Annotated in this window: 16 protein-coding genes; 14 read left to right on the top strand and 2 right to left on the bottom strand. The window is 37.2% G+C overall.

Features of this window, described 5'->3' with window-relative positions; all coding sequences use genetic code 11:
* Positions 1-69: 69 nt before the first annotated feature.
* The 7 genes from BCER98_RS16570 (at position 70) to BCER98_RS16540 (ending at position 7,415) form a co-directional block, all read left to right on the top strand.
* Positions 70-1,278: an NAD(P)-dependent malic enzyme gene (locus BCER98_RS16570; RefSeq protein ID WP_162208216.1), complete on the top strand. Its 1,209-nt coding sequence runs from the start codon at positions 70-72 to the stop codon at positions 1,276-1,278.
* Positions 1,279-1,292: 14 nt separating this feature from the next.
* A complete protein-coding gene (locus tag BCER98_RS16565; protein WP_012095746.1) occupies positions 1,293-1,910 on the top strand; it encodes a FadR/GntR family transcriptional regulator in 618 nt (205 codons plus the stop codon).
* 207 nt (positions 1,911-2,117) lie between these two features.
* Positions 2,118-2,987, top strand: a complete 870-nt coding sequence (gene accD / locus BCER98_RS16560; protein WP_012095745.1) for an acetyl-CoA carboxylase, carboxyltransferase subunit beta — start codon at positions 2,118-2,120, stop codon at positions 2,985-2,987.
* Positions 2,975-3,949: an acetyl-CoA carboxylase carboxyl transferase subunit alpha gene (accA, locus tag BCER98_RS16555; RefSeq protein WP_012095744.1), complete on the top strand. Its 975-nt coding sequence runs from the start codon at positions 2,975-2,977 to the stop codon at positions 3,947-3,949. The genes accD and accA overlap by 13 nt, the downstream gene beginning before the upstream one ends.
* Before the next feature lie 128 nt (positions 3,950-4,077).
* The gene (gene pfkA / locus BCER98_RS16550) at positions 4,078-5,037 is read left to right on the top strand and encodes a 6-phosphofructokinase (protein WP_012095743.1); all 960 of its coding nucleotides are present in this window, start codon (positions 4,078-4,080) and stop codon (positions 5,035-5,037) included.
* Between the two features lie 53 nt (positions 5,038-5,090).
* Entirely contained in the window at positions 5,091-6,848 is a 1,758-nt protein-coding gene (pyk, locus tag BCER98_RS16545; protein WP_012095742.1) for a pyruvate kinase, read from the top strand.
* A 177-nt stretch (positions 6,849-7,025) separates the two neighbouring features.
* Positions 7,026-7,415: an FxsA family protein gene (locus BCER98_RS16540; protein ID WP_041810576.1), complete on the top strand. Its 390-nt coding sequence runs from the start codon at positions 7,026-7,028 to the stop codon at positions 7,413-7,415.
* A 235-nt stretch (positions 7,416-7,650) separates the two neighbouring features.
* Here BCER98_RS16540 and ytvI read toward each other — a convergent pair whose 3' ends face one another.
* A complete protein-coding gene (gene ytvI / locus BCER98_RS16535) occupies positions 7,651-8,769 on the bottom strand; it encodes a sporulation integral membrane protein YtvI (RefSeq protein WP_012095740.1) in 1,119 nt (372 codons plus the stop codon).
* 560 nt (positions 8,770-9,329) lie between these two features.
* Here ytvI and BCER98_RS16530 point away from each other — a divergent pair.
* From BCER98_RS16530 to BCER98_RS16510, 5 genes are all read left to right on the top strand, one after another.
* Positions 9,330-9,791, top strand: a complete 462-nt coding sequence (locus tag BCER98_RS16530) for a DUF441 domain-containing protein (protein WP_012095739.1) — start codon at positions 9,330-9,332, stop codon at positions 9,789-9,791.
* Positions 9,792-10,171: 380 nt separating this feature from the next.
* Complete coding sequence (gene citZ / locus BCER98_RS16525) at positions 10,172-11,320, top strand: citrate synthase (RefSeq protein WP_176371957.1); 1,149 nt, start codon at positions 10,172-10,174, stop codon at positions 11,318-11,320.
* Between the two features lie 159 nt (positions 11,321-11,479).
* Positions 11,480-12,772 carry an NADP-dependent isocitrate dehydrogenase gene (gene icd / locus BCER98_RS16520; RefSeq protein ID WP_012095737.1) on the top strand — a complete coding sequence of 431 codons (1,293 nt, stop codon included), beginning with the start codon at positions 11,480-11,482 and terminating at the stop codon, positions 12,770-12,772.
* Between the two features lie 19 nt (positions 12,773-12,791).
* Positions 12,792-13,730, top strand: coding sequence for a malate dehydrogenase (gene mdh, locus BCER98_RS16515; protein WP_012095736.1), 939 nt, complete (start codon positions 12,792-12,794; stop codon positions 13,728-13,730).
* A gap of 213 nt (positions 13,731-13,943) precedes the next feature.
* Positions 13,944-14,417, top strand: coding sequence for a MaoC/PaaZ C-terminal domain-containing protein (locus BCER98_RS16510; RefSeq protein ID WP_041810066.1), 474 nt, complete (start codon positions 13,944-13,946; stop codon positions 14,415-14,417).
* Positions 14,418-14,505: 88 nt separating this feature from the next.
* Here the strand turns inward: BCER98_RS16510 and BCER98_RS22660 are convergent, their stop codons facing one another.
* Positions 14,506-14,646 (bottom strand): hypothetical protein, encoded by a 141-nt coding sequence (locus BCER98_RS22660; protein ID WP_167527346.1) that lies wholly within the window; start codon positions 14,644-14,646, stop codon positions 14,506-14,508.
* A gap of 492 nt (positions 14,647-15,138) precedes the next feature.
* On the opposite strand from BCER98_RS22660, the gene BCER98_RS16505 reads away from it, so the two are divergent.
* Complete coding sequence (locus BCER98_RS16505; RefSeq protein ID WP_012095734.1) at positions 15,139-15,855, top strand: response regulator transcription factor; 717 nt, start codon at positions 15,139-15,141, stop codon at positions 15,853-15,855.
* Positions 15,848-17,605, top strand: a complete 1,758-nt coding sequence (pnpS, locus tag BCER98_RS16500) for a two-component system histidine kinase PnpS (protein ID WP_012095733.1) — start codon at positions 15,848-15,850, stop codon at positions 17,603-17,605. The genes BCER98_RS16505 and pnpS overlap by 8 nt, the downstream gene beginning before the upstream one ends.
* Positions 17,606-17,865: the final 260 nt, after the last annotated feature.

Here is a 17,865-nt window from a genome sequence, read left to right as displayed (position 1 = left end):
ATTGATAGCAGCAAGAATAATTTGAGGAGAGTGGATAGTTTGTCAACACTTCGTGAAGAAGCACTTCACATGCATAAAGTGCATCAAGGAAAATTAGAAACTGTATCAAAAGTGAAAGTAGAAAATGCAAAAGACTTAAGTCTTGCATATTCTCCAGGGGTTGCAGAACCTTGTAAAGAAATTTATGACGATAAAAGTAAGGTATATGAATATACAATGAAGGGAAACATGGTAGCTGTTGTAACAGATGGGACAGCAGTACTTGGTCTTGGGAATATTGGACCAGAAGCATCTCTACCTGTAATGGAAGGTAAAGCGGTATTATTTAAGAGCTTTGCTGGCGTAGATGCATTCCCGATTGCTTTAAATACAAACGATGTAGAAAAAATTATTGAAACTGTAAAATTAATGGAGCCAAACTTTGGCGGTGTAAACTTAGAAGATATTGCAGCTCCAAACTGTTTTATTATTGAAGAACGCTTGAAAAAAGAAACGAATATTCCTGTATTCCATGATGATCAACACGGAACAGCTATCGTAACAGTGGCAGGTCTTGTAAATGCTCTGAAGTTAGTTGGAAAGAAAATGTCTGATATTAAAGTCGTGGCAAATGGTGCAGGTGCAGCGGGTATTGCGATTATTAAACTTTTATACCGCTACGGTGTGCGCGACATTATTATGTGTGACCGTAAAGGAGCGATTTACGACGGCCGCCCTGTTGGTATGAATCCAGTGAAAGAAGAAGTTGCAAAATATACAAATAAAGACCGTGTAGAAGGTTCTTTAACGGATGTTATAAAAGGTGCGGATGTATTCATCGGTGTATCTGTAGAAGGTGCATTAACGGAAGAAATGGTTCGTACGATGAATAACGATGCGATTATCTTTGCAATGGCAAATCCGGTTCCAGAAATCATGCCAGAAGCAGCAAAAGCAGCGGGTGCAGCGGTTGTTGGAACGGGTCGTTCTGACTTCCCGAACCAAGTAAATAATGTGTTAGCATTCCCTGGCATTTTCCGTGGTGCACTTGATGTACATGCTACCCAAATTAATGAAGAAATGAAAATGGCAGCTGTAGCGGCTATAGCAGAGCTTGTAACAGCTGATGAATTAAATGAAGACTATATCATTCCGGCGCCATTTGACGCGCGTGTAGCGCCTCAGGTAGCGGCTTATGTAGCGAAAGCTGCAATGGAGACAGGGGTAGCTCGTCGCCAAGTAGATCCAAATGAAGTTGCTGAGAAAACAAAACGATTAGCGTTGATTGGTAACGAATAAGCGAGGAGTTTTAATTGACATCATCAAATACAAAAGTATACCTCGAAATTGTAAAGAAAATTCGCTCCATTATGGAGGAGGATGGTTTAGTTGCAGGTGACCGTTTGCCGTCAGAGCGTGAGTTAAGTGCACGTTTGAATGTTGGGCGTTCGTCTGTACGAGAAGCATTGCGTGCTTTAGAACTGGTAGGATTAATTGAAACAAGGCGCGGTGAAGGGACGTTTATTCGTAACTTCTATGAAAATGGTCTCGTTCAATTGATTGCACCATTTTTATTGCAAGATGAAAAAACTAGACAGGATTTATTACAAACGAAACGATTAATTGAAAAAGATATGATTCGGATTGTCTGTAATTTAGCAGATGATACATTCTCTACGGTGTTAAGTAATTTAAAACAGGCGCTTGAGAGACAGGAAAGTTCAATTCAAGCGTTTCATCAAACGTTTTTCAAAACACTTATTGAACAAGTGGATAACTATTTACTATATCGCATTTGGATGATTGTAAATGATTATGTGGCAACCCTTTCTTGTAAAGTGTTAATAGACTCTATAGAGGTATATAGAAAACTTTACAAAGCTTTGGAAGCAAAACAGGAAGAAGAGACACTGAACATTTATGATGAATAGATAGAGAAAATACAGTTTCACTCGTAATGTATAAAATTTGTCGAAATGACCATGACACGTTATGACAAACAATCTACTGCATAGCGGTTAAAGTTAAACGTAAAGAGAGAGGTTATTAGACAGATTAAGAAAAGAAGGCTAACATCAATCTTTGGTGTTAGCCCCATTTTCTTCCTAACCTTAGCTCTCAACAAAGGGGGTCAAATTGTGCTAAGAGATTTATTCGTGAAAAAGAAAAAGTACGCTGCAATTCCTTCAGAACAAGTACGAAAAGATGTACCGGACGGTGTTATGACCAAATGTCCAAAATGTAAAAAAATTATGTATACAAAAGAGCTTCTGAAAAATTTAAAAGTATGTGTGAACTGTGGATATCATCATCCGATGAATGCATGGGAACGTCTCGATAGTATATTGGATGAAGGATCATTTCGTGAATATGATAAAGAAATGGTTTCTGTAAATCCACTTCAGTTTCCAAACTATGAAGAGAAATTAGAGAACGATCGAAAGAAAACAGAATTAAATGAAGCGGTTGTGACAGGTGAGGGAACAATTGATGAAATGCTTGTTGTTGTGGCTGTAATGGATTCTCGTTTTCGAATGGGCAGCATGGGCTCTGTAGTAGGCGAAAAAATTGCGCGTGCAGTCGAAAAGGCATATGAATTACAAGTGCCGTTTATCATTTTCACTGCTTCGGGTGGCGCTCGTATGCAAGAAGGTATATTAAGTCTAATGCAAATGGCAAAGACAAGTGTAGCTTTAAAGAAATATAGTAATGCTGGAGGATTATTTATTTCTGTTATGACGCATCCGACAACGGGCGGAGTTTCAGCGAGTTTCGCTTCACTCGGTGACTATAATCTTGCGGAACCAGGTGCACTGATTGGTTTTGCAGGTAGACGTGTTATTGAACAGACGGTGCGCGAGAAACTCCCAGAAGATTTCCAAACCGCAGAATTTTTGTTAGAACATGGCCAGTTGGATGCCGTTGTGCATCGCAATGAGATGAGAGAGTCACTCCGCAAGATTTTAGAAGTTCATCAAGGGGAGGGAATGGCTGTATGGCAGAACTAGAATTTGAGAAACCGGTTGTTGAGCTAAGAAATAAAATTCGTGAACTAAAAGAATATACGAAACACAGCCAGATGGATTTCAGTGAGGAGATTCGTATTTTGGAAGATAAGCTAGAAAATTTAGAGGAAGAAATATACGGCAATATGAAGGTTTGGGATCGCGTTCAAATTGCTCGGCATGCGGAAAGACCAACGACGCTTGATTATATTGAGCACTTATTTACTGATTTTTTCGAATGTCACGGAGATCGATTCTTTGGTGATGATGCAGCGATTGTTGGCGGTATTGCGAAGTATAATGGCATGCCTGTAACTGTAATTGGGCATCAGCGCGGGAAAGATACAAAAGAAAATATTCGCCGTAATTTTGGAATGCCTCATCCAGAAGGCTATCGTAAAGCGCTGCGTTTAATGAAACAAGCGGAAAAGTTTAATCGTCCGATTATTTGTTTTATTGATACAAAAGGTGCTTATCCAGGGAAAGCGGCTGAAGAACGTGGCCAAAGTGAAGCAATCGCTCGCAATTTATTTGAAATGGCGGGACTTACTGTTCCTGTTATTTGTATTGTTATTGGTGAAGGTGGTAGCGGTGGTGCCTTAGGTCTTGGAGTAGGGGATTACATTTATATGCTAGAAAATTCTACTTATTCTGTAATTAGTCCAGAAGGTGCGGCGACTATTCTTTGGAAAGATGCGACAAAAGCGAGAGATGCTGCGGAAGCACTGAAAATTACAGCAGCTGATTTGAAAGAATTAGGTGTAATTGACGAAATTATTCCAGAATCAAGAGGTGGAGCACACCGTAATATTTTAAAACAATCAGAAAATATCAATGTTGTGTTGCAGAAAACGTTTGAACAATTAAGTGGTATTTCGAAAGACGAATTAATTGAAAAACGTTATGAAAAATATATGAAAATTGGGCAAGTTTCGTTTTCAAACGCTTCCATTTGGGTAAAATAATAAAGGCGTGCGTTCCCTTTCGCGAATGCACGTTTTTATTGTGAAAAGACACATCTTCTCCATTGTATTTTTATATTTCTTCATGTTATTTTATTATAAGGCAAATAATCTTTATGAGGTGAGTACAAATGAAACGTATTGGTGTATTAACGAGTGGTGGAGATTCACCTGGTATGAACGCTGCTATTCGTGCAGTTGTTCGTAAAGCGATTTACCATGATATTGAAGTATATGGTATCTACCATGGATATGCTGGACTAATTTCTGGTCACATTGAAAAATTAGAACTTGGTTCTGTTGGCGATATTATCCACCGTGGTGGTACAAAATTATATACAGCAAGATGCCCTGAGTTTAAAGATCCAGCTGTTCGTGAAAAAGGAATCGAACAATTAAAGAAACATGGCATTGAAGGACTTGTTGTTATTGGTGGAGACGGTTCTTACCAAGGAGCTAAAAAACTAACAGAGCAAGGATTCCCTTGTGTAGGTGTACCAGGTACAATCGACAATGATATTCCTGGAACAGACTTTACAATTGGATTCGATACTGCTTTAAATACTGTTATTGATGCAATTGATAAAATTCGTGATACAGCTACATCTCATGAACGTACATACGTTATTGAAGTAATGGGGCGTCACGCTGGCGACATCGCATTATGGGCTGGTTTAGCTGATGGTGCAGAGACAATCTTGATTCCAGAAGCAGAATATGATATGGATGATGTAATTGCTCGTTTAAAACGCGGTAGCGAACGTGGTAAAAAACATAGTATCATCGTTGTAGCTGAAGGTGTTGGAAGTGCGATTGATATCGGTAAGAAAATTGAGGAAGCGACAAACTTTGATACTCGTGTAACAGTATTAGGTCATGTACAACGTGGTGGATCACCAAGTGCACAAGACCGTGTGTTAGCGAGTCGCCTTGGCGCAAGAGCAGTTGAATTATTAATGGAAGGTAAGGGCGGACGTTGTGTTGGTATCCAAAACAACAAACTCGTTGATCATGATATTATCGAAGCGTTAGCTCAAAAACATGTAATTGATATAGATATGTATCAATTATCTAAAGAATTATCCATCTAATCGACGTAATGTCGGATATTTGGGAACGGTTTCAGAAATTTCGGAGGTGCAATATGCGCAAAACAAAAATTGTATGTACTATAGGTCCTGCTAGTGAAAGTATTGAAAAATTAGAACAGTTAATTGAGGCTGGTATGAACGTTGCTCGTTTAAACTTCTCTCATGGTAGCCATGAAGAGCACGGAGCACGTATTAAAAACATTCGTGAAGCGTCTAAAAAGACTGGTAAAACAGTTGCCATCTTGCTTGATACAAAAGGTCCAGAAATTCGTACACATGACTTCGTAGACGGACAAGCTGAGCTAACAACTGGTTCAGAAGTAGTTATTTCTACTGAGCAAGTATTAGGAACTGCAGAAAAGTTCTCAGTAACTTATGCTGGTTTATATGACGATGTAAATCCAGGTTCTCGCATTCTAATCGATGATGGTTTAATCGAGCTAGAAGTAATCGAGAAAGTTGATGGAAATATTCGTACAAAAGTACTAAACAGTGGTATTGTAAAAAATAAAAAAGGTGTAAACGTACCAAACGTAAGCATTAAGCTTCCTGGTATTACTGAAAAAGACGTAAAAGATATCATCTTCGGTATCGAGCAAAACGTTGACTTCATCGCAGCATCTTTCGTTCGTAAAGCGGCTGACGTGTTAGAAATTCGTGAATTATTAGAAGAACATAATGCACAGCATATCCAAATCGTACCAAAAATTGAAAACCAAGAGGGTATCGATAATATCGATTCAATCTTAGAAGTTTCTGATGGCTTAATGGTAGCTCGTGGTGACATGGGTGTAGAAATTCCACCAGAAGAAGTGCCATTAGTACAAAAACGTCTAATCAAAAAATGTAACGTATTAGGCAAACCAGTTATTACTGCAACACAAATGTTAGATTCTATGCAACGTAACCCACGTCCAACTCGTGCGGAAGCAAGTGACGTAGCAAATGCAATCTTTGACGGTACAGATGCAATCATGCTTTCAGGTGAAACTGCAGCAGGGCAATATCCAGTAGAAGCAGTAACAATGATGGCGAATATTGCAACACGCGTTGAGAAGTCATTACAATATAAAGATATATTTAAGAAACGTATTAAAGAGCTTACACCAACAATTACAGATGCGATTAGTCAATCTGTTGCACATACAGCAATCGCTCTTGATGTAGCTGCAATCATTGCTCCAACTGAAAGTGGCTATACTGCAAAAATGATCTCGAAATACCGTCCAAAATCTCCAATCGTAGCTGTAACATCTGATGAGCAAGTATGTCGTCGTCTTGCACTTGTTTGGGGTGTACAAGCGTTTATGGCTAGTAAACGTGCGGCGTCTACTGATGAAATGTTAGATACTGCTATTCAAACAGGTATGGATGCTGGTCTAATTGGACTTGGTGATACTGTAGTTATTACAGCTGGTGTTCCAGTTGCTGAAACGGGTACAACAAACTTAATGAAAATTCATGTTGTTGGCGAAGAAATCGCGAAAGGACAAGGAATTGGTCGTAAAGCGGCAAAAGGTAAAGTGGTTGTAGCGAAAACAGCAACTGAAGCTGTTGCGAACGTAAAAGAAGGAGATATTCTAGTTACAACAAGTACTGATAAAGATATGATTCCTGCAATTGAAAAAGCGGCAGCTTTAGTTGTAGAAGAAGGCGGTTTAACAAGCCATGCAGCTGTCGTAGGTGTTTCAATTGGTATTCCAGTTATCGTTGGCGTAAATGGTGTAACAGAAACTTTAAAAAATGGCCAAGAAGTAACAGTTGATGCAGCTCGCGGAATTGTTTATAATGGACATGCGGAAGTGCTATAACAAGTAATATGGAGAGAAGGATGAGGATCCTTCTCTTTTTTTTACAACTTAAAAGGAAATTAGTAAAACTTTGATTGATGAGGGGTGTTACAAAGAAAAGGGATTAGGGATATGGGGACTGGTTCTTCTGGAAGATTGTGCAGCTTGCTAGAGGCAGGTGAAAGGAGTGATAGACAAGTGAAATGGCTTCTTGTTTTATTTATTTTAATACCAGCTCTTGAAGTGACGGTTTTGATTGCTTCAAGTCATTTGATTGGTGTATGGCCAACGTTTGTTATGATTATTGTTACAGCTGCTTTAGGTGCTTATTTAGCGAAACAACAGGGCTTTAAGGTACTTAGGGAAATTAGGATTAGAGTGAACCGAGGAGAGATGCCGGGAGATGCTGTATTAGATGGGATTTTTATTCTGGCAGGTGGAGTGCTTTTGTTAGTGCCTGGATATGTAACAGATGTAATTGGTCTTGTTTTCATCATGCCAGTGACGCGAAAGGTATGGAAGCAGATAGTAATGAGATGGCTAGAGTGGAAATTGAGAAGAAATACAACAATTATTGTACAAAAATAACTCATAGAACGAGGGGGTTCTATGAGTTATTTTTTTGTCGAATTATAAGATGTATATTTATTCATTTGTAGAAAAAGGAAGAAAAGGTGATGATAAAAATACTGAAAATAGAATTAAAATACAAAACCATCCTCAATTCATGATATTTTATGCAAAAAAATAAGGGGTTAGCCATGATAGATGACTAAGTCCCTGATTTTTTTGTTTCTAATAAAAGTGTTACATAAGAAAGGTATTATTTTAAGGGAGTTCCCTTAATAAATTTCCATAAATCATGGAAGACATGTGCTTTATGCAATGTATTTAAGAGTACTAATGTGACTGGACCGACAATTAACCCTAAAAAACCATAGAGTTTAAATCCAACGAATAAAGCAACAAGTGTTGGAAGAGGATCAAGTCCAATATTTGATGATAGGACTTTTGGCTCCATAATTTGTCTTTGGACAATTACGATGATATATAAAATGAGCAGGCCGATTGCAAAGGCTGTATCTCCTGTAAAAAAGACATATATAACCCAAGGAACAAAGACAGCTCCTGTTCCTAAATAAGGAAGTAAGTCTACAATACCAGTTATTAATGCGATTGTGATTGCGTACGGTACTCGTAAAATTAATAAACCAACCAATACAATAATCGTTGTCATCGATACAAGGGTAAGTTGTGCTTTCACAAATCCAAATGACGCTTTTCTTAAATCTACAAAAATGGTCTTTCCATATCCGTGTACTCGATTTGGAAGAAAATGTCTTGTTTTGTGAGCAAGTCTATGCCAATCAAAGCTAATAAAGAAAGTTGCTAAGAGAATAAAAACAAGCACAGTTAACGTAGTTGGAAGTGCGCTAATAAAGTTTGTTAACCCACTAATAATAGCGGTTAATAAATCTTTCATTTGCTTTGTAGCTTCCGTGCCCAGATTTTGAATGTTTTGTGTAATGGTATGTTGTTGGGATTCTCCAAGATGATTAAATTTAGAAATTAAATCGTCATAGAGAGGCATAATATTGTTAAGTGCAAATTGTTGTGCATATTGAACGATAGTCGGAAACTTGTCGGTAACAATTTGCAATAAGTAAGTTGTGGCAGAAATAACTTCTGTCACAAGGTATGTGACGAGCCCAACGATAGCGCCGAAAACGAGAATTAAACTGACGAGTACCGATAATGCACGAGGAAAGTGTAGGTTTCGGTTCAGAAAATTTACGACTGGATTAATCAAATAAGCAAATGCTAGAGCGATAATAAATGGATAGATGAGTCCTGCAATATAGATGAGAACATAAAACCCGATTATTGTTATCATAATGACTAAGATCAATCGTAATAAGATATATAGTGAGTTACGATTCAAAGATGCTTACCTCCCATTCCAAATTGTATTGTGTTATAGTGGAATGATGGATTTATCCTGCTATTTGCGAGTGTTAGGATACAACGAAAACGGCAAACCACCCTCTCGTAAAAGCTTGATGATAAGAATTAACCAAACAGAAAAGTTATTTTCACATGGTAAGAACCTCACTTTATTTTCTTTTTATTTTACCTGTTTCTTTTCAGAAAAGAAAGAAAAGGAATCTGGTTTATCCCGTTATTTTAGGGCAGTAAGACTCCCCCTCAAGGTTCAAAGAGTAGCAAGGAAGATAGGTGGGAGTAGGGCTGCCCGTAACAGCCCGATTGGTGAGGGCTCATAATCAGTGGGGATGAAGAAACTCCTACTGATTAAAGTTTCACTTTATGGCTGTATACTTATTATTCATTCTGGCTTAAGTTTTCAAAACGTAAAAGTTGTATGCAACATTTGTATCGTCCATAAAGTACTTAGGATAAAGACTTTATATCTGGTATAACGATGTGTTTAACAGTATTTTTGTTTGGAAACAGGTTCATTATTTTCAGAAAGGAAGTATAATCATGATTAGTCAATCAACGTTATTTTTATTCATACTGCTTATTATTGGGTTAATTGCTAAAAATCAATCATTAATTGTAGCCATTTGTGTGCTATTTGTATTAAAGTGGACATTTTTGGGAGATAAAATTCTACCCTATTTACAAACGAAAGGGATTAATCTCGGAGTAACAGTCATTACAATAGCGGTTCTTGTTCCAATTGCGACAGGTGAAATTGGTTTTAAGCAACTGGGTGAAGCGACGAAATCTTATTATGCATGGATTGCTTTAGCTTCAGGAATAGCGGTTGCGCTATTGGCAAAGGGTGGTTTGCAGTTGCTAACGAACGATCCACATATTACAACTGCACTTGTATTTGGAACTATTATTGCAGTTGCTCTATTTAATGGGGTAGCTGTAGGACCGTTAATCGGAGCTGGAATTGCCTATGCAGTCATGAACATTATACAGATGTTTAAGTGAAAAATTTTATAGTAATATAAATTTTTTGAATTCTTTCCATTCACAAAAGTCAGATAATTGTTTATAATAAGGATAGAAACTTAAAAAGGTTACATAACAACAAAGACTTACACCAGATAAAATAAAAACAACATAAAACAATTTTTAGTGATATTGTTTTATGTTGTTTTTATCATAAACTCTTCGAAACTAGTTTTCCTCACCATCTGTAGTTCTAAGTGTGAGGAGTCGGGGAGAAACTCACGCTCATGCTTTAGACAAATAAAGCAATAGAACTTACATGATGGGGATATCACAACAAGTTGCATGATCGTGCATTTTGCTTGTCTAAAGAGTGAACGGGCGTTCATAATTTAGAAGGAGCGCAAGTGGATACAAGGTTGGGAGAATTTTCAGGAAAAGGAGAGAGTGTCATGACTGTTATTCGAGGTTTAGAAGGGGTAGTAGCAACAACATCATCTGTGAGCTCAATTATTGATGATACATTAACGTATGTTGGGTATAATATTGATGATTTAGCAGAAAACGCTACATTTGAAGAAGTCGTATACTTATTATGGAATCGCAGATTGCCTAATGAAGCTGAATTAGTGGAATTCAAGGAAACTTTATCCAATTATTTGGAAGTTCCAAATGAGATTTTCACATATTTAAAGCAAGTAGACTTAAAGATTGCGCATCCGATGTCAGTTTTACGAACAGCGATTTCCATGCTAGCATTATATGATGAGAGCGCTGAAATCATGGATGAACAGTCCAATCGTTTGAAAGCGGTTAAATTACAAGCTCAAGTCGGAACAATTGTTGCAGCATACGCAAGAATTCGTAAAGGTTTAGAGGTTGTTGAACCAAGAAAAGATTTATCATTAGCAGCAAACTTCTTATACATGCTAAATAATCGTGAACCGAATGAAGTTGAAATTGAGGCTTTTGATAAGGCGCTTGTCCTTCATGCAGACCATGAATTAAACGCTTCTACATTTACAGCGCGCGTTTGTGTTGCTACACTTTCAGATGTATATTCTGGTATCACAGCAGCGATTGGCGCGCTAAAAGGGCCTCTTCATGGCGGGGCAAATGAAAATGTAATGAAGATGCTAAAAGAAATTGGTGAAGAAGAAAATGTAGAATCCTATATTCATAATGCGCTTCAAAATAAAGTGAAGATTATGGGATTTGGTCATCGTGTATATGAACATGGTGATCCACGTGCAAAACATTTACGTGAAATGTCTAAGAGATTATGCGTGCTTTTAGGAGAAGAGAAATGGTATAATATGTCTGTGAAAATAGAAGAGATTGTAACAAGAGAAAAAGCTCTTCCGCCAAATGTCGATTTCTACTCTGCTTCTGTATACCATTGTTTAGGAATTGACCATGATTTATTTACACCAATTTTTGCGATTAGCCGCATGTCAGGCTGGTTAGCTCATATTTTAGAACAATATGAAAATAACCGTTTAATTCGCCCGCGTGCTGAATATAGTGGACCGACGCATCAAAGATACGTTCCGCTAGCACAACGCTAAGTAAAAAGCACTATTTCGATAGTAGAAATAAACCTTTAAAAGTCTGACTGTTTAGGAAAGAAGTAATGATTGGAATATTTTAATTTGACTAACGGTTTGAACTGAGGGTTATTCCCTCAGTCTCATACATATGAAATTTCAAACATGGGGGTTATCACAGTGACGACAGGAGAAAAAATTACTGTAACAAATGGTGTTATGAATGTACCGAACAATCCAATTATTCCTTTCATCGAAGGGGACGGAATTGGACCGGATATTTGGGCAGCTGCATCTCGTGTATTAGAAGCGGCTGTAGAGAAAGCTTATAATGGTGAGAAGAAAATTATTTGGAAAGAAGTGCTTGCAGGGGAAAAAGCATTCAACCAAACGGGTGAATGGTTACCAGAGGAAACTTTAAATGCAATTCGTGAGTATTTAATTGCGATTAAAGGTCCGCTTACAACTCCTGTTGGTGGTGGAATTCGTTCTTTAAACGTAGCGCTTCGCCAAGAGTTAGATTTATATGTATGTTTACGTCCGGTTCGTTATTTTGAAGGTGTTCCTTCACCTGTAAAACGTCCGGAAGATACCGATATGGTTATTTTCCGTGAAAATACAGAAGACATTTATGCTGGTATTGAATATGCAAAAGGATCTCCAGAAGCAGAAAAAGTTCTTGCTTTCTTAAAAGATACAATGGGTGTAAATAAAATCCGCTTCCCAGAAACATCAGGAATTGGTATCAAACCAATTTCAGAAGAAGGGACAAAGCGTCTTGTTCGTGCTGCAATTCAATACGCAATTAACGAAAAACGTTCCTCTGTTACATTAGTTCATAAAGGAAATATTATGAAATTCACAGAAGGTGCTTTCAAAAATTGGGGTTATGAAGTTGCTGAACAAGAGTTTGGTGATAAAGTATTTACATGGGCAGAATATGATCGTATTGTTGAAAAAGATGGCAAAGATGCAGCAAATAAAGCGATGGCAGAAGCTGAAGCAGCTGGTAAAATCATCGTAAAAGATTCTATTGCAGATATTTTCTTACAACAAATTTTAACACGTCCACGTGAATTTGATGTTGTGGCAACAATGAACTTAAATGGTGACTATATCTCTGATGCACTTGCAGCTCAAGTAGGTGGCATTGGTATTGCTCCAGGTGCAAATATTAACTACGTGACTGGTCATGCAATTTTTGAAGCTACTCATGGTACGGCTCCGAAATATGCAGGCTTAGATAAAGTAAACCCATCTTCTGTTCTTCTTTCAGGAGTATTATTGTTAGAACATTTAGGGTGGAATGAAGCAGCAAAATTAGTAACTGGGGCAGTGGAAAAAACAATTGCTTCAAAAGTGGTAACATATGACTTCGCACGTCTAATGGATGGTGCAACTGAAGTGAAATGTTCTGAATTTGCTGATGCTCTTATTAACAATATGGACGTAGCAGTAATTAAAAACGCATAATAAAAGCGGGGGTGAACGTATGACAATCAAACGCAAAAAAGTATCAGTCATCGGTGCGGGATTTACAGGAGCAACAACGGCGTTCTTATTAGCTCAAAAAGAGCTTGCAGATGTTGTACTAGTGGATATTCCACAGCTTGAAAATCCAACAAAAGGGAAAGCGTTAGATATGTTAGAGGCAAGCCCTGTCCAAGGTTTTGATGCTAACATTATCGGTACATCTGATTACGCAGATACTGCTGATTCTGACGTTGTAATTATTACAGCAGGAATCGCGCGTAAACCGGGTATGAGCCGCGATGATTTAGTAGCGACGAATTCTAAAATTATGAAAAGTGTTACAAAAGAAATTGCAAAACACTCACCAGATACAATTATTATTGTGTTAACAAATCCAGTTGATGCAATGACATATTCTGTATTTAAAGAAGCAGGATTTCCAAAAGAACGCGTTATTGGTCAATCTGGTGTATTAGATACAGCTCGTTTCCGTACATTTATCGCACAAGAATTGAACCTTTCTGTTAAAGATATTACTGGATTTGTTCTTGGGGGTCACGGTGATGATATGGTACCGCTTGTTCGCTATTCGTATGCAGGTGGTATACCGCTAGAAACACTCATTTCGAAAGAACGTTTAGATGCAATTGTGGAGCGTACACGTAAAGGTGGCGGTGAAATTGTAAATCTATTAGGAAATGGTAGTGCATATTATGCACCGGCTGCTTCTCTCGTTGAGATGACGGAAGCAATCCTAAAAGACCAGCGCCGTGTGTTACCAGCTATTGCATATCTTGAAGGGGAATATGGTTATCGTGATCTTTACCTAGGTGTACCAGTAATTTTAGGTGGTAACGGTATTGAAAAAGTGATTGAGTTAGAGCTTCGCGAAGAAGAAAAAATGGCGTTAGATCGTTCAGTTGAATCTGTGCGTAACGTTATGGAAATTCTTTCTTAAGTTAAATATGTGCTAGGAAAAAGATTCGGGTTCCGAATCTTTTTCCGCTATTTAGTAGATTGTTTTTTTGAGATAATTTGAAAACGTTATCAATCTTCATGTCCTATAGTAGAACGATAGAATTGTAACAGACATTGCCTTCGTTATTGCAACGCTTCGGATAAAAATCGCTTTTAGTGGGATAATAAGGTGGAAATCGGAGGGGAATGTGACATGTTAAAGAAAAAAGTTCAAATCGGTCGTCGAATGGATGAAATTACAGTAGGAGAGAAGTTATCCATTACTGAGAAAATAGAAGATAAAGATTTATTATTGTATTTAGGTTTAACAAATGACGCGAATCCTTTATATATTCAGCATGATTATGCATCCCAAACTCCATATGAAAAGCCGATTGTACCGAGCATGATGTTAACAGGAATGATTACAACAGCAGTTACAAAATATTTACCAGGTCCAGGAAGTCATGTTGTTAGGAAGGATCTTATGTTTGTCAAACCAGTTCATCATTATGAAACATTAGAAATTCATTTTGAAGTGATAGAGGTTTCCCAAGAAGAACATACAATTGATATGCGTGTATTTGCTTATGACGAAAGTAAAGAAGTGGTTGTGAAAGGAAGATTAACAGTAACGCCTCCTTACCAATCGGTGTCCATGTTAGAAAAAACATTAGATAACTTCTAATCTACAAGCCAAATTAGTTTGACAGAAAAAAGTAGTGCTGCTTCACTGGACGAGTACTACTTTTTTCGTATGCTCATATAGCAGTCATTTAGTTAAAAAATCCTGCTACAAATCCTTCTCCAAAATCAGATAAGAAGGAGTGTAATGTCTCCCAGTTAGAAAATCCGATAACAAATGTAGCAACAAATAAGAAGGCTATACTGGATAATATCAATCTTTTTTGATTCATTACAAAGGCACCTCATAAAACGTTATATCAATATATAGTTATATTTTATAGAATTCATTTTAAGATAGGTAAGTTACATAGTCAAGTCTCTTTCATTATGAGCCCTCACCAACCGTGATTTTCTAATGGATCGCTTATCCTCATAATAAATATACCTTCATCATTTGCATATACACGTTCAAAACTTGAACATAATTCATAGTACGGTATAAGCATAACATGGTGTCTCCAAGTAGAATGGCCTTCTCCTAACCATTTTGAAATGAGAGAACCACGCCAATTTCAAAAAGAATGAAAATGCCATATGCCTGTTCCTCCATTCGATAGGAACGGTGTCGTGCTGTTTTTAAGTTTATCGATTCAACTTTGTAACGATAAGGTTTTCCGAATGGACAATTCTATTGAGAGGGGCTTTGTTTTCTAGTATGATGAGAATAACGGGGAAAATACTAGGATGAAGAAGGTTTCAAGTCTATTACTTGGAGGAAGAGAATGAGCAATCGAATTTTAGTTGTTGATGATGAAGAGTTTATCCTAACTTTAATTGAGTTTAATTTACAGCAGGCTGGTTTTGAAGTGATCACAGCAATGGATGGTGAAGTTGCGTTTCAAAAGGCGACAACAGAGCGTCCAGATTTGATTATATTAGATTTAATGCTTCCAAAGATGGATGGAATGGAAGTATGTAAGGAGTTACGTTTGCAGCGCGTTATGACACCTATTCTTATGCTAACTGCAAAAGATGATGAATTTGATAAAGTACTAGGGCTTGAGCTTGGAGCCGATGATTATATGACGAAGCCGTTTAGCCCGAGGGAAGTTGTTGCACGAGTGAAGGCAATTTTACGTCGAACAAAGTTGCAGGAAGAACAAATTCCGGAAGTGCCAGATGAAAATAGCATTATGATTTCTGAACTAAAGATTTTACCAGAATTTTATGAGGCATATTTCAGAGGAGAAAAATTAGAACTTACTCCGAAAGAGTTTGAATTACTTGTTTATCTTGCGAGGAATAAAGGGCGAGTATTAACGCGCGATCAATTATTAAGCGCGGTATGGAATTATGATTTCGCTGGTGATACGAGAATTGTTGATGTTCATATTAGTCATCTGCGCGATAAAATAGAGCACAATACAAAAAAACCAGCGTATATTAAGACAATTCGAGGATTAGGTTATAAATTAGAGGAGCCAAAAGGAGATGAATAAATTTCGCTCCAGGCTTCTTTTTACATTTGTTTCGCTTATTATTTTTATTTTAGTGGGACTTGGTGTACTGTTAGAGACGTTGTTTGAGAATTATTATATCGAGCATACGAAAGAGAGAACAGTAAAGGAAACAAGGTATGTTGCTTTATTAGTAGAAGAGTTAGGTATTGATAAGGTCTTACATGCACAGAATGTTTTTACCGAATTAGAAGAACAAATACCGATTTCGATCCTCTTTGTTGATGAAGCGAAAAAGGTTCAATATAGTAAGAGTGATAAGCCGGTGTTTGATCAAAAAATGATTGAGGAGCTTACTTCTGAAACAGCCGGTCAAAAAAGTAAGGTTATTACAAAAGAATCAAAGCAGAGCAATGTATTTTACCATGCTGTATTTGTACAAGATGCGCAAGGAAAGCAAGGATATATTCTCGTGAAAAGTATAATTGAACCTTTAAAAGATGTTCATCAAAAAACATGGGGACTATTAATTGTTGGATTTGTAATTGCTTGTCTTGTAGTTATTTTTCTTGGAATGAAAATTACTGGACAGTATATTCGCCCGATAGAATCTGTTACAAAAGTAGCTATTGAGTTGGCTAAGGGAAATTATAAGGCAAGAGCGTATGAGAGTCATTCTGATGAAACAGGAATGTTAAGCAAGGCAATTAATATTTTAGCCCGTAATTTACAAGAGATGACGTTGGAGCAAGAAATGCAGCAAGATCGCTTACATACGCTGATTGAAAATATGGGAAGCGGTATGATTTTAATTGACAGCCGAGGATATATTAGTCTTGTAAACCGTTCGTATAAAGAGATTTTTCATGTTACAGATGAAGAGTATTTGGATCGTTTATATTATGAATCGTTTCATCACACTGAGATTATTGAACTGGTAGAAGAGATCTTTATGACAGAAGTGAAAGTACGCAAACAAGTGCTGTTGCCGCTTGATATTGAACGAAAGCATTTTGAAGTATATGGCGCACCTATTATTGGGACGAATCATGAGTGGAAAGGGATTGTACTTGTATTTCATGATATAACCGAATTAAAGAAACTTGAGCAAATGAGAAAAGACTTTTTAGCGAATGTTTCTCATGAATTGAAAACACCAATTACTTCTATTAAAGGATTTTCAGAAACATTGCTTGACGGAGCAATGAAGAATCAAAAATTTTGTGAGCATTTCTTACACATTATTTTAAAAGAAAGTGAGCGTATGCAAGACTTGATTGAAGATTTGTTAGATTTGTCGAAAATCGAGCAACAAGGCTTTAAATTAAATATGGGAAATGTGGATATAAAGGACTTGCTGGAAGATATTAAAATGGTGTTAGATAAAAAGGCACAAGATAAAGAGATTGTGTTACAGATGGATGCTATGCAGCATGTATCTGTTATTGGAGATTCCAGCCGCTTGAAGCAAATCTTTATTAATTTAGTTCATAATGCAATTATATATACGCCTGTTGGTGGAACCGTTTCTGTTTCATTATTTGAGGACGAACAGAATGCCTACGTGCAAGTAGCTGATACAGGAATTGGGATTAGTAAAGAAGAAATCCCACGAATCTTTGAGCGTTTTTATCGTGTAGATAAGGCGCGAAGCCGAAATACAGGTGGAACAGGGCTTGGGCTATCTATTGTTAAACATTTAGTGGAAGCTCATCACGGAATGATTACTGTAGAAAGTAAAGTAGGGGAAGGGACAATGTTTACGGTCGCTTTACCAAAAGTAAATCTTTAGATTTTGGTTGAGGGATATTTACATTATATTAACAATAGCTTCATTAAAGATTAACAAAGACCTGTTAATATAATACATGAAAACCCCTTCATCCAAGGAGTAGTAAATTGGGACGAGAATAGATGCTCTGTTCTCGTCACTTCCCTTTTCTGTGAAATATTATATTTTTATGTAATAAGGAAAACCGTTATTTTTCTTCTCTCTCTTAGTCGTGTTAATATAGAGAGAAGGAAAGAACGGTTTTTTTATATGGGAAAGAA

Source organism: Bacillus cytotoxicus NVH 391-98 (genome assembly GCF_000017425.1).
In the GTDB taxonomy this organism is placed as follows: domain Bacteria; phylum Bacillota; class Bacilli; order Bacillales; family Bacillaceae_G; genus Bacillus_A; species Bacillus_A cytotoxicus.
This window is presented reverse-complemented; position numbering and strand designations above follow the sequence as displayed.